The organism is Streptomyces sp. NPDC023481 (assembly GCF_055560195.1).
The window spans coordinates 490,726-503,607 of sequence record NZ_JBVHJE010000004.1 but is presented as its reverse complement, the minus strand read 5'-3'; the positions used below and the strand labels follow the sequence as shown (position 1 = coordinate 503,607).

The 12,882-nt window shown below is 74.4% G+C and carries 8 protein-coding genes; 1 reads left to right on the top strand and 7 read right to left on the bottom strand.

The window, feature by feature from the left end:
* The 7 genes from ACZ3ZD_RS12370 to ACZ3ZD_RS12340 form a co-directional block, all read right to left on the bottom strand.
* Nucleotides 1–4,586: beta-ketoacyl synthase N-terminal-like domain-containing protein (locus tag ACZ3ZD_RS12370; RefSeq protein WP_467395787.1), on the bottom strand; the 4,586-nt coding region annotated here is incomplete at its 3' end.
* 357 nt (nucleotides 4,587–4,943) lie between these two features.
* Nucleotides 4,944–6,137, bottom strand: coding sequence for a cytochrome P450 (locus ACZ3ZD_RS12365; RefSeq protein WP_467395785.1), 1,194 nt, complete (start codon nucleotides 6,135–6,137; stop codon nucleotides 4,944–4,946).
* A 115-nt stretch (nucleotides 6,138–6,252) separates the two neighbouring features.
* Nucleotides 6,253–6,888: an FMN-dependent NADH-azoreductase gene (locus ACZ3ZD_RS12360; protein ID WP_467395784.1), complete on the bottom strand. Its 636-nt coding sequence runs from the start codon at nucleotides 6,886–6,888 to the stop codon at nucleotides 6,253–6,255.
* Nucleotides 6,889–7,122: 234 nt separating this feature from the next.
* Entirely contained in the window at nucleotides 7,123–8,379 is a 1,257-nt protein-coding gene (locus ACZ3ZD_RS12355) for a helix-turn-helix transcriptional regulator (RefSeq protein WP_467395782.1), read from the bottom strand.
* Between the two features lie 802 nt (nucleotides 8,380–9,181).
* Nucleotides 9,182–10,027, bottom strand: a complete 846-nt coding sequence (locus ACZ3ZD_RS12350; RefSeq protein ID WP_467395780.1) for a LytR/AlgR family response regulator transcription factor — start codon at nucleotides 10,025–10,027, stop codon at nucleotides 9,182–9,184.
* A gap of 149 nt (nucleotides 10,028–10,176) precedes the next feature.
* The gene (locus ACZ3ZD_RS12345) at nucleotides 10,177–10,884 is read right to left on the bottom strand and encodes a B3/B4 domain-containing protein (protein WP_467395838.1); all 708 of its coding nucleotides are present in this window, start codon (nucleotides 10,882–10,884) and stop codon (nucleotides 10,177–10,179) included.
* Between the two features lie 430 nt (nucleotides 10,885–11,314).
* Nucleotides 11,315–12,151, bottom strand: coding sequence for an EamA family transporter (locus ACZ3ZD_RS12340; protein ID WP_467395778.1), 837 nt, complete (start codon nucleotides 12,149–12,151; stop codon nucleotides 11,315–11,317).
* A 125-nt stretch (nucleotides 12,152–12,276) separates the two neighbouring features.
* Here ACZ3ZD_RS12340 and ACZ3ZD_RS12335 point away from each other — a divergent pair, with 125 nt between their 5' ends.
* Nucleotides 12,277–12,852, top strand: coding sequence for a helix-turn-helix domain-containing protein (locus ACZ3ZD_RS12335; protein WP_467395776.1), 576 nt, complete (start codon nucleotides 12,277–12,279; stop codon nucleotides 12,850–12,852).
* Nucleotides 12,853–12,882 lie beyond the last annotated feature (30 nt).

Genomic DNA, 12,882 nt, shown 5'->3' with positions numbered 1-12,882 from the left:
CGCGCCGCCTGGGCCGACAGCGAGCCCGGCGACGCCGCCGACACCACCAGCGGCACCACACCGTCGTACTCCTCGGACGCGGTGACCGGCTCCTCCGGCACCTGTTCCAGGATCACGTGGGCGTTGGTGCCGCTCAGACCGAAGGAGGAGACGCCGGCGCGGCGCGGGCGGCCGGTGTCGGGCCAGCCCCGGGACTCCGTGAGCAGTTCGACGGCGCCCACGGACCAGTCGACCTGGGAGGAGGGGGCGTCGACGTGGAGGGTGGCGGGCAGGGCGCCGTACCGCATCGCCTGCACCATCTTGATGACACCGGCGACCCCGGCGGCCGCCTGCGTGTGTCCGATGTTGGACTTCACCGAGCCCAGCCACAGCGGCCGTTCGCGGTCGCGGCCGTAGGTGGCCAGCAGGGCCTGCGCCTCGATCGGGTCGCCGAGGACCGTGCCCGTGCCGTGGCCCTCGACCGCGTCCACGTCCGCCGGGGTCAGCCCGGCGTCGGACAGCGCCTTGCGGATGACCCGCTGTTGGGAGGGGCCGCTCGGGGCGGTGAGGCCGTTGGAGGCGCCGTCCTGGTTCACCGCGCTGCCCCGGACGACCGCCAGCACCCGGTGGCCGTGGCGCCGGGCGTCGGACAGGCGTTCCAGGACGAGTACGCCCGCGCCCTCGGCCCAGCCGGTGCCGTCGGCCGCGTCGGCGTACGACTTGCAGCGGCCGTCGGCGGCCAGCGCCCGCTGCCGGGAGAACTCCACGAACGTGCCCGGGGTGGCCATGACGGTGGCGCCGCCGGCCAGGGCCATCGAGCACTCGCCGCGCCGCAGCGCCTGCGCGGCCAGATGGAGTGCGACCAGGGAGGAGGAGCAGGCGGTGTCCACGGTCACCGCGGGGCCTTCGAGGCCGAAGACGTAGGAGATCCGCCCGGAGGCCACGCTGGAGGCGGTGCCCGTGGTGACGAAACCTTCGAGTTCCGCGGGAAGCCGGCCTCCGGTGCCGTAGCCCTGTCCCATGACTCCGGCGAAGACGCCGACGTCCGTGCCCTTCAGCGCATGGGGGTCGACGCCCGCGCGCTCCAGGGCCTCCCAGGAGGTTTCGAGGAGCAGTCGCTGCTGCGGGTCCATGGCCAGCGCCTCGCGGGGCGCGATGCCGAAGAAGCCGGCGTCGAAGCGGCCCGCGTCCGGCAGGAATCCGCCCTGGTCGACGTAGGAGGTGCCGGGCTTCTCCGGGTCCGGGTCGAACAGGCCGTCGAGGTCCCAGCCCCGGTCGGTCGGGAACACCGAGACGGCGTCACGGCCCGCTGCCAGCAACTGCCACAGCTCGTCCGGTGTGTTGACACCGCCGGGGAGTCGGCAGGCCATGCCGACGATGGCGATGGGCTCCTGCGGGTCCGTGTCGACGGCCCGTTCGGGGACGGCGTCGGTGCCGGTCAGGCCGAGGACGGCGTGGCGCAGGTGGGCGGCCAGTTCCCGTGGGGTCGGGTGGTCGAAGGTCACGGTCGTGGGCAGGCGCAGCCCGGTGTGCTCGGTCAGCCGGTCGCGCAGGGCGACGACGGCGACCGAGGTCAGGCCCAGGTCGCGGAAGGCGCGGTCGGCCGGCAGGTGGGCCGGGCCCGGGCCGGGCAGGACGGCGGCGGCCTGTTCGCCGACCAGCCGTTCGAGCAGCGCCAGTTGGGCGCGTACGTCCAGGTCGGCGAGGCGGGCGCGCAGGGCGGCGGTGACGGTGGCGTCGGGGCGTGCCTGCCGGGCCGGTGGTTCGGCCAGGGCGCGGAGGAGCGCGGGGACCGGCCGGGAGGGGCCGGGCAGGGCCGGGCGGGGGGCGAAGAGGGCCGGGGCCCGGTCGGCGAGGAGCACGTCGAACGCGGCAAGCAGGTCGGGTAGTCGGGGCTCGTCTTCTTCGGGGGCCCAGGTCAGGGTGGCGGCGGCCTGACCGCGCAGTCGGCGGCCGTGGGTGACGGCCTCGGTGAGGGCGCCGCGCACCGCCCGGTCCGGGTCGCCGGGCGCGCCCAGGGTCGCGGAGCCGTCGGTGACGGTGATGAACACGCCGGTGTCACCGAGGAGTTCGGTCAGGGAGCGGGCCAGTTCCGGGTCGTCGGCGGTGTGCACCACGGCGCCGATCGGATGGGCGTCGGCCAGGGCGGGCGCGTCGGCGGCGACGCTGCGGGGCGCTGTGCCGGGGGGCCAGGCGTCCGGGTCGGTGCGGTCGGTCGTACCGGGCGCGTGGACGAGGACCAGGCGGGTGGCCCCGTGCACGTCGGCGAGGTGGTGGGCGAGCGCGGCGCCGGCGGGCGTGTCCGTGCCGGTGACGACGACGGTTCCGGTCCCGGTGAAGGCGGCGGCGGGGCGGGGCCGGCCGTCCACGGGAGTGCGCAGCAACCGGGGCACCAGCAGTTGGCCGTGCCGGACCGCGAGTTGGGGTTCACCGGAGGCGACGGCGGCGAGCAGGGGCTGCGGGTCCGGGCCGTCGGTGTCGAGGTCGACGACGGTCAGGTCCTGGTGTCCGTCCGCCTGGAGCGACCGTACGACCGCCCACAGCGCGGCACCGGCGGGTTCGGGCGCGGTGTCACCGGCGGGTGTGGCGTGCCGGGTGAGGACCACCAGCGGTCCGGGCGCGTGCCCGCCGGTCATCTGCTCGGTGAGGAGGCGGGTCGGGGCGAGGGGGTCGGCGGAAGCGGGCGGCGGCATCAGGACGGTGAGCCCGGGGGCCGTAGCGGCGGCCGACGCCAGGTCGGGGTGAGGCTCGGCCGGCACCCCGACGGCACGCAGCGCGGCGACGAGCCCGCCGGCGCCCTCACCGGCCACGGCCCACACGCGCGGTCCGGCACCGTCACCCGCAGCCGCACCGGCCCGCATGTCGGAGCGGGCATCCTCACCGGCCACGGCCCGCGCACCCGGTCCGGCACCGTCACCCGCCACGGCCCGCGCAGCCGGGCGGGCAGCAGCCTCCTCTCCCCCACCCTCCCCCGCCGCCCCGGGCGCGGCGGCCGCGCCCGTGCCGCCCGCTGCCGGGACCCACGCGGACGTCAGCACAGCGTCCTGGTGCCCGTCCGCCGTATGGCGCGGCCAGTACGGCTGGGCCGCGAGCAGGCGGCGGACGATCTTGCCGGAGGCCGTGCGCGGGACGGTGGCGACCTCGTGGATCCGCTCGGGGATCTTGTAGGCGGAGAGCCGGGCGCGGCAGTGGGCGAGGACGGCGGTGACGTCGAGGCCGTCCGGTCCGGGGACCAGCCAGGCCACCGGCACCTCGCCCAGGCTGTCGTGGGCCGCCCCGGCCACACCGGCGTCGGCGACGCCGGGTGCGCTGCGCAGGACCGCCTCGACCTCGTCGGGGTGGATGTTCTCGCCGCCGCGGATGATCAGGTCCTTGAGCCGGCCGCAGACGGTGAAGTAGCCGGCCTCGTCCCGGCGGGCCAGGTCTCCGGTGCGGAACCAGCCGTCGAGCAGCGCGGCCCGGGTCTCCTCGGGGCTGTTGTGGTAGCCGACCATGACGTTGGGGCCGCTGACCCAGACCTCGCCCTCCTGCCCGGCGGGCACGTCGCGTCCGGTGCCGGGGTCCACGATCCGGACGTCGACGCCGGGTACGGGCAGTCCGCAGGAGCCGTCGACGCGGGCGCCGTCGGGCGGGTTCATGGTGATCGCGCCGCAGGTCTCGGTGGAGCCGTAGGCGTCGACCAGCGGGACGCCGAAGGTCTCCTCGAAGGAGCGGCGCAGCTCGGAGCCGGTGACGGCGCCGCCGACGAGTCCGATGCGCAGGTCGGGCAGGGACAGGCCGGTGCGGCGGGCGGTGGCGACGAGGTGGTGGTAGGTGGTGGGGACGCCGGCGAGGAAGGTGGCGCGCTCGGTGCGCAGCAGGTCGAGGACGTCGTCGGCGGAACTGCCGTCCGTGAGGCGGGCGGTGGCGCCGACGGAGGTCACGGACAGCACGCAGGCGATGTGGGAGAGGCTGTGGAACAGCGGCAGCGGCCACAGCACCCGGTCGTCCGGGCGCAGGTCCGGGATGGGGACGTAGCTGGCGGCGACCGACCAGAGGCAGTTGCGCTGGGTGGACAGCACGCCCTTGGGCCGCCCGGTGGTGCCGGAGGTGTAGAACATCCAGGCCACCTCGTCCAGGCCGAGGTCGTCGGGGGCGGGGGTGGCGGGGTCGGTGGTCGCGAGATCGTCGTAGGCATGGGCGCCCGGCGGCACGTCGGTGGTGCCGGCCACCAGGACGGTGGTGTCCGGGGCGGTGTCCGACACCACCTGAAGAAACGTCACTGCACTGCTTGCCCCGGCGAGGACGAACCGCGCCCCGCTGTCGGCCAGGAGGTACTCCAGTTCGGCGGCCGCGGACCGCGGGTTCACCGGTACGCCGACGCCGCCGGCCCGTACGACCGCCAGATACCCCTCCACCATGGCGACGGAGTTGCCGAGGCAGAGCGCCACTCGGTCACCGCGGCGCAGCCCGAGGCGGACGAGGTGTCCGGCGAGCCGCCGCGTGCGCGCTTCGAGACCGGCGTAGGTGACCGCGCGCCGGCCGTCGGCGAAGGCGACCTTCTCCGGGATGCGGAGAGCGTGCTCGTGCAGCGTGACCGCAAGCGGTGTGACCAGGTCGGAACGCAACGCTCGACTCCTTCCACAGGGCGGCAGCGGGTACCGGGAGCAGCAGGTCGGGGTGGTCTCCGGGGACGGACGGCCGTACGGCGCTGTACGGCCGGCCGTCGTCCGGAACGACGGAAGCAGACATCCCTGCGCCGGCGGGGCGGTGCCCGCGGCGGTCAGGCGCCCGGAAGGGGCGGGAGCGGCCGGTCCCGCCGCCGGGGCGGGCGGGGGCCGTTCCCACCGCCGCGGACGGCCGGGGGGCCGCCCGGGGCGGGCGGAGCGGGCGGTCGGGGCCGGCCCGCGCGGGCTCGCGCGGAGGACCCGCCGTACCGCCGGTGTGGCCGGAGGGGCGGACGTACGGTCAGGGCACCGGGAGGCTCACCAGGTGACCGGGAGGCTCTTCAGGCCGAACACGGACCCGCGGGTGCGCAGCGGGACTTCGTCGGCCGGCGTGGCCGCCCGCAGGTCGGGGAAGGCCCGCAGCAACGCGCGCAGGCCGGTGCGGAGTTCGAGGCGGGCCAGGTTCTGGCCGACGCACTGGTGGATGCCGTGGCCGAACGCCAGGTGTCCGGCGGTGTCCCGGTCGAGGTCGAGGTGGGCGGGGCAGCCGTACTTGGCGGGGTCGCGGTTGGCGGCCGGCAGGGACACCGTGACGGTCTCCCCCTTCTTCACCAGCTGCCCGTCCAGTTCGACGTCCTCCAGCGCGGTGCGGAAGATCTCGTACTGGTTGACGGTGACATAGCGCAGGATCTCCTCCACCGCCGCGTCGACGCGGGACGGGTCGGCGCGCAGCGCGGCGAGTTGCTCGGGGTGGTGGAGCAGCGCCATGACGCCGACGGTGAGAGCGCTCTCGGTGGTCTCGTAGCCCGCGAAGAGCAACAGGGCGACGATGTTGCCGAGTTCCTCGTCGGTCAGCTCGCCGGCGGCCAGCAGCCGGCTGATGATGTCGTCGCCGGGCTGCTCGCGCTTGCGGGCGATGGTCTCCCCGATGAGCGCGCCGACCTGCTGGAAGACCGCCATCGACTCCTCGGCGTCGCCGTCGGGGTCGTGGGTGATGGCGGGCGCGTCGGCGTACCGGTCGCGCTCCTCGTAGGGCAGGCCGACCAGGTCGGACAGGATCCGCAGCACGAACGGCTTGGCGAAGGCGGTGAGCAGGTCGGCGGGGGCGCCGTGTTCGCGCATGGCCTCGATCTGCTCGACGGCCACCGACTCGACGTGCGGGGCGAGTTCGGCGATGCGCCGCACGGTGAACTCGCGTGCCAGCATCCGGCGGAACCGGGTGTGGTCGGGCGGGTCCATGTGGATGAACATGCCGGGCATCGCCGGGAACTGCGGTACGGGGGCACCGTACTTGGTGACGGGGAAGTGCCCGATCTCCAGGCTGTGGCTGAACCGGGGGTCGCTCAGCACCTCCCGGACGATCCGGTGGCTGGTGGCGAACCAGCCGATGTGGCCGTCCGGGTAGGCCATCCGCGCGAGCGGGCGTTCCTCCCGCAGCTTGTCGAAGATCGCGGGAGGGTCGAAGTGATGGGTGCGTGACCAGACGTCTTCGTAGGACAGCATCTCGCTCATGAAGCACCTTCCCCACAGTGTGTGCGAACGTATCCGTCCGGGAAAACCCGCACCCGCGCCCTGGGTGCGCCCGCCCGCGTCGGTGGTGCCGTCGGACCCTCTCGCAGGGCCCGGGTCAGACGGCCAGCTTGCGCAGGGTCTCGCGGGCGTCGGCGAGGGACTTCTCGCCCAGCGGCTTCAGCTGCTCCATGGCGGGCACGATCGCCGCGAAGGTCAGCTCGGCGTGGACGAACCTGAGGTTGTCGGCGAGGCCGATGGCGCTCAGCACGGCCCGCAGGTACGGCTCCTGGTAGTCCCAGCCCTCGCGCGGGGTGCCGGGGGCGTAGGAGCCGCCGCGTGCGGTGACGACGATGACGTTCTTGCCGCTCAGCGCGCCGGACTCGGCTCCCGGGGGCACCATGTGGGCCGGGGTGACCAGCCGGTCGATCCAGGCCTTGATGGAGGAGGGGATCGTGTAGTTGTACATCGGGACGCCGAGGACGATCGTGGTCGCCTCGCGGACCTCGGCGTGCAGCGCCTCGGTGAGGGCCTGGTCCTCGGGGCCGACGCCGTGCAGGTCGCCGGTCGGGTCGAAGAGCCACTCCCGGACCTCGTGCGTGATGTGCGGGATCGGTTCCGCGCCGAGGTCGCGGTAGGTGTAGCCGGCGTCCGGGTGGTTCTGCCGCCACTGGGTGACGAACTCGGCGGTGAGCCGGCGCGTCACGGACTCGCCGGAGCGGATGCTCGCGTCGATGTGCAGAAGATGGGTCATCGCATGACTCCTGGCCAGTCGGTACGGCTGTTGGGCAACCCGCCCGGTCCCACCCGGCCGGCGCACGCCGGCGGGACGGCACAACACGGTGAGGAAAGGCTCTACTTGCTGGAGGCTACGCGGGGGGACCGCGCCGGCGGCATCCCTCAGGTTGGTAGGGCAGGTGGGTGGGGCGGGGTGGTGGTCGCGGCGCGAAGCCGTCACCTGCGCCGACGGTCCCGCGCCGGCCGCCGGCTACCCGGCCTGCCGGGCGGCGACGGCGGGGCGGCCCACGAACTCGGGCCCCGACTCGCGGGGATGGTCGCCGCGTTCCTCCACCAGGATCCGGTTCCAGGAGCGGGCCAGTTCCACCCGGGAGGTCACGTCGAGCTTGCGGAAGATCTTCTTCAGGTGGAACGCCACCGTGTGCGGGGAGATGTAGAGCTGGCTGCCCACCCTGCCGTTGGTGAGCCCCTGGCTGACCAGTTCGGCCACCGCGAACTCGGTGTCGGTGAGCCGGCTGACCCGCGTCCGGCTCCGGGCGGTCCGGCCGCCGTGGTCGTCGAGTTCGCGCAGTCTGCTCTGCACCCGCGCGAGGTCCCGGGACGCCCCGGCGCCCAGGTAGGCGTCCGCCGAGCGGCGCAACAGGCCCACCGCCCGGTCGCGTTCCGCGACGCGCGTGGAGCGCACCCGGCTCGCGTCCTCCAGCGCGGACGCGCGCGCCCAGGGGTCCAGGTGCCGCTCCGAGGCGGCCTCCAGGGCGTCCGCGTCGCGGGCGTACAGCCCCGTGGCGTGCTCGGCGGCCGCCTGTACGCTGCGGAAGCTGCGGTTCATCAGGGCGAGCCGGCCCATCGTGCGGACGGTGCGCTCGGCGAGGTCGGCGTCGCCGAGGCGCTGGCCGGCCCGGACCAGCCAGGGGGCCGCCGCCGGCTGGGAGACCAGCAGGTCGCGGATGAGCACCTCGTCGTGGACGATGCCCTTCAGCAGGTGCGCGACGCTCTCCATGCCGTCGCGCGCCTCCAGGGCCTGGGCGGCGGCCCACACGCACTGTCCCGGCATGAGGTTCTCCTGCCCGAGCAGCGCCGCGTCCCGCAGCCGGTTGGCGTAGAGGAGGCCGGTCGTCAGGTCCAGGCAGCGCACGGAGCACAGGGCCATGACCACGTGACCCCGTGGGGGGAGTCCGCGGTTCCCGGCCTGGGCGGCGAGCCGGAGTCCGGCTTCGGCCGCCGCCGTGGCCTCGGTCAGCCTGCCCCCGGCGAGATGGATCTCCGCCTCGCACAGCCGCAGCGCGGCCTGCGCCTCGGGGCGGTGCGGTCCGTGGTCGCAGGGGCGCGCGCCGGGCTCCGGACAGGGCTCCGCGCAGGGCCCCTCGGCGGCGAGGAGGCGTTCGGCCGGTCCCAGGCCGCGGACACGGGTCAGCAGCGTGGCGTACCAGATGCGCGCCTCCAGCGGCGCCTCGCGGACGGGGCGGTCCGCCCCGGCCGGCTGCGACGCGGCGGCGGCTAACTCCATGCTTTTGCCAAGTCGTCCGTCGAGCCAGAAGAGCGCTGATTGTGCGACGGAACGGCCTGGCTCGGAAGAAGATTGCAGAAGAGTTTGCTCGGTGATGACTGAATATCGCGGGGGCACTACAAACCTCTGACGTGTAATCGGGTGGCGTTCTGAACTCGTGGGGTGTCGCTCTGACCCGTGGACCGTTTCCTCCGGAATCGCACGCACGCTGCTCCCGTCGTCCCGCCCGTCGCGCATGCGGTCCGGCCGCTGCCGGATGCCGGTGGTGACCTGCCCTTTGGCACGACTGCGCGCCTCACCGCTCGTGCGGCCTGGCACAGCCCGATGTGTTGAAGGACATCAACTACCCCCCTGGCCTGTGACCCGGTTGTCCGTGTTGCCTACACCTGTGGTGAAACGCAGTCGTGCACGAACGTCACAAGGCTGGCGGGAAATTACGCTCCCGCCACCTACTCGTCGATCCCTTCGCACAACGATACGTATTCGTTCGGTGAAGCACCACGAATCGCTGTGACGCTGCCGTTAACGCTCCTCGACGACTGACCCCGGGCGCGCACGGCCACAGCCCGCGTTCACCATTCCCCCACACAAGTACCGTCGCTGCCCGCGCGGCAAGGCGGCTCGCCGCCCGGCGCGTCCCGGGGACTAGCCCTGCCCCTTCCGGCGGCTTCGTGAACGTGACCAACGCCACGGAGAACAGGGGCGGTTGGCCCGGTGGCGGTGCGTGCGAGTTCGGCCACCGTGGCCGAAGGACGCCGCCGGTGCCGCGGTCGCACCCCGTCCGTCGGCCGAGCGGGGCCGCTCAGCGCACCCGGCCGGCCGCGCGGCCGGCCAGCAGGTCCCGCAGTTCCCGGGCGTTGCGCCGGCTCACGGCGAGCACCCGGTCGCCGATGCGGACGGTCAGGTTACCGCCGTCGACCCGGAGTTCCTCGATCCGGCCGAGGGCGACGAGCCGGCTGCGGTGGATGCGCACGAAGCCGCGCGAGCGCCACTGCTCCTCCAGGGTGGACAGCGGGATCCGCACCAGATGGCTGCCCCGGCCGGTGTGCAGCCGTGCGTAGTCGCCCTGCGCCTCCACGTCGGTGATGTCGGCGAGGGGCACGAACCGGGTCACCCCGCCCAGCTCCACGGGCACCTGGTCGCCGAGGGCCGGTGCGGCCGGCCCGGGCGCCGCGGGGGCCGCCGGGCGGGGGCCCTGCCCGGCCCGGACCAGTTCGGCGACCCGCCGTACCGCCTCGGCGAAGCGCTCCTTGCGGAGCGGCTTGAGCAGGTAGTCGACGGCCTTGAGGTCGAAGGCGCGCACGGCGAAGTCCTCGTACGCGGTGACGAAGACGATCAGCGGCGGGGCAGCCGACGCGCCCAGCAGCCGGGCCAGTTCGAGTCCGCTCAGGCCGGGCATGCCGATGTCGAGGAAGACGACGTCGAACGCCTCGGCACCGCGCACCCCGCCGGAGCCGTAAGACCCGCCCGGGCCACCGGAGTCCGCCGCCCGCACCCCGCCCAGCCGGCGCAGCGCCTCGTCGGCCGTGAGGGCGGGGACGACGGCACCGACCCGGGGGTCCTCCCCCAGCAGGTACACCAGCTCCGCGAGCGCGGGTTCCTCGTCGTCCACGGCCAGGACGCGCAAGGGCACGTCGGTCACCCCCATGTCCGGCAGCTCCCTCCGCTCTCGGCCGCTCCCCCATGGTGGTCCGGCAGGCCGGGCGGCGTCGAGATCACCGAGGACGGTGTGTCCGTGCCGTGACCCGGCCGCGAGGTCGGTGGGCTCGCCGTCCGAAGGGCGCTTCGGGGTGGCGTTCAGACGGTGGCGTGGGGCTGTGACGGGCTGAGGTAGCTCACGGCTGTGTGCCCGGCGTGCGGGGTGAGCAGTGCGTCGAGCTCTTCGGCCGCGGTCTCGAGGAGGTGGCCGTCGCGCGTGGCCCGGACGGTTTCGAGGAGGAAGGCGACGCGGGTGGAGTCCTCGGTGACGCGGGTGCGGTTTGCGTCGCGGTGGTTCCAGTGGCGGGTCAGGACGTCGGTGGTGTCGACGTAGACGATCTCGCCGGGTGCGGGGTGTTCGACGGTGCCGGGTGCGCCGAGCGGGGTGAAGGACTCCGTGCCGTCCGCCGGGCGGATCTCGACGTCGCCGGTGACGTGATCCAGGTCGAAGGCGCCGGCGGGCAGGGCGTGCCGGACGGAGACGGCGTTGTAGGAGTCGACGGCGGGGTTGATGCGGGGCAGGGCGCCCTTCTTGGTGAGGCGGCGGCCGAGCGCGTCGACGCTGGGGCGGACGCGCCGGGGGTTGGTGCCGAAGGAACGGTAGACGCTGTGCCAGGCGTCGACGCGCGGGTCGGTCTCGTCGGCGGGGCGCCAGGTGCCGTCGGCGAGTCGCCGTTCGAGTTCCTCGACGGCGGCGGCGGTGCCGGGCCAGGGTGCGCGGCCGCGCAGGCCGGTTGCGGTGACGACGGCGATGAGGGTGTCGGGGAAGGCGTCCGCGACGGCGGGGGTGAGGTGGAAGCCGGTCATGGGGGTCTCCGTTGCTGCGTGCGGGCCGGTTCGGGGTTTCCAGGGGCCGGTGCGGTCCAGGCGGCGGCGCTGCTGCCGCGCGGTGGGCAGGTCGAGGCCCTGACCGCGGTGCGTGAGGTGGTCGACGCCCGCGGTGCGGTGTTGGACGGGCTTGTGGTCGTCGTACGTGAACCTCGCCCGCACCTCGGTGAGGTCCGGGCGCAGGCCGCCTTCCGGGCGGGGTGGGGGCGGGCCGGGTGGACGAGGAGGGTGTCGCCGTCGGCGGTGAAACGGGTGGGCACGGTGATCGGCGGCCGGCCGGGGGGCCGTTGACGCCGAGGATGCCGACGTCGTGTCCGTCGAGATCCAGGTCCGCCATCCTGTGTCGTCCAGGGCGGCATCCCAGGGCTGGATGAACAGGTGCGGGTTGCCTCCCGGAGGGCGCGGGCGGTCAGGCGAGGGCGAGCAGGCCGACGGCGACGGCCGCGGTGCCCAGGCCGATCAGCTGGCCGCGGTGGATGCGCTCGGCGAGGACGCCGCGGGCGAGCAGGACGGTGCCGGCCGGGTACAGGGCGGTGATCACGGCGACGACGGCCAGGTCGCCGCTGCGGGCGGCGAGCAGGAACAGCAGGTTGGCCACCGAGTCCAGCACGCCGGCCGTCGCCGAGCCCGCGTACGCGGGCTTCTCGGGGCCGAGCCGGCGGTGCATGAGCCCGGCGGCGGCCAGGGTGACGGCGGAGGAGACGGCGCGGCCGACGATGAGCGGGCCCACGCCGCTGCCGGAGGGGGCCTGGTGCAGGAAGACGAGCTGGAGGGCGATGGCGGCTCCGGCCCCGAGGGCGAGGAGCAGCGCGGTGCGCGACGGGCGGGCCGACTTCGCGCCGTGTCCGGCGCTGACCAGCACGACCGCCGCCAGCGCCAGCGGCAGGCCGGTCAGGCCCTGCCACCCCAGGTCCTCGCCCTGCACCAGGCCGACGCCGACCGGCAGCATCGCCGAGACCACCGCGGTGACCGGGGACAGGACGTTCATGGGGCCGATCGCGAGCGTGCGGTAGAGCAGGGCGAACGCGGCCGCCGACGCCACACCGGACGCGGCGCCCCACGCGAGGGTGGCGGGGGCGAAGGAGGCGCCGAGGACGGGCCACAGCAGCAGCTCGACGGTGAGCGAGGCGGGGGCGGCGATCATGACGGTGCGCAGGACGTGGGCCCTGCGGGCGCCGAGGCCGCCCAGGAAGTCTGCGCATCCGTAGGCCAAGGAGCTGCTCAGGGCCAGCAGCAGAGCGATCACGGGCGATTCCTTACCTATCCCGTACTATCAATGGAACGACTACACCGTACAGCGCATCGACCGACACGGGTACAACAGAATGACCGTGAGACACATTTCACTGAACCGCCCGGGAGGGTGAAGCGATGACGGAGACCGAGGCGGCCCTGCGGACGCTGGCGCAGAACGTCCGGGCGGCCCGCACGCGTGCCGGACTGTCCCTGGACGAACTCGGCCGCCGGGCCAAGGTCAGCAAGGGTGCGCTGGTGGGACTGGAGAAGGCCCAGGGCAATCCGAACTTCGCCACGCTGGTCCGTCTCGCCGACACCCTCGGCGTCTCCGTCTCGGCGCTGCTGGAAGGGCGCGGCGGGGAAAGCGTCCGGGTGGTGAGCGCCGACGGCGTCATGCCCCTGTGGAAGGGCGAGCGCGGCGGCGAGGCCCGGCTCATGCTGACCACCGCCGGCCCGGCGGCCACCGAGGTCTGGCGCTGGACGCTGGAGCCCGGCGAGGAGTACCCCAGCCACCCGCACCAGGCGGGCGTGACCGAGACCGTCAGCGTCACCGTCGGCCGGATGACGCTCGTCGTCGACGGCACCGAGCACGCCGTCGAAGCCGGCCAGACCGCCGCGTTCGAGGCCCACGTCCCCCACACCTACCGCGGTGCGGGCACCGAGACCTGCCACCTGATCATGACCGTCCACCTGCCGCCCGGCCCGGCGTGACCCCCTGCCGCACCCGCGCCCGACGGGACC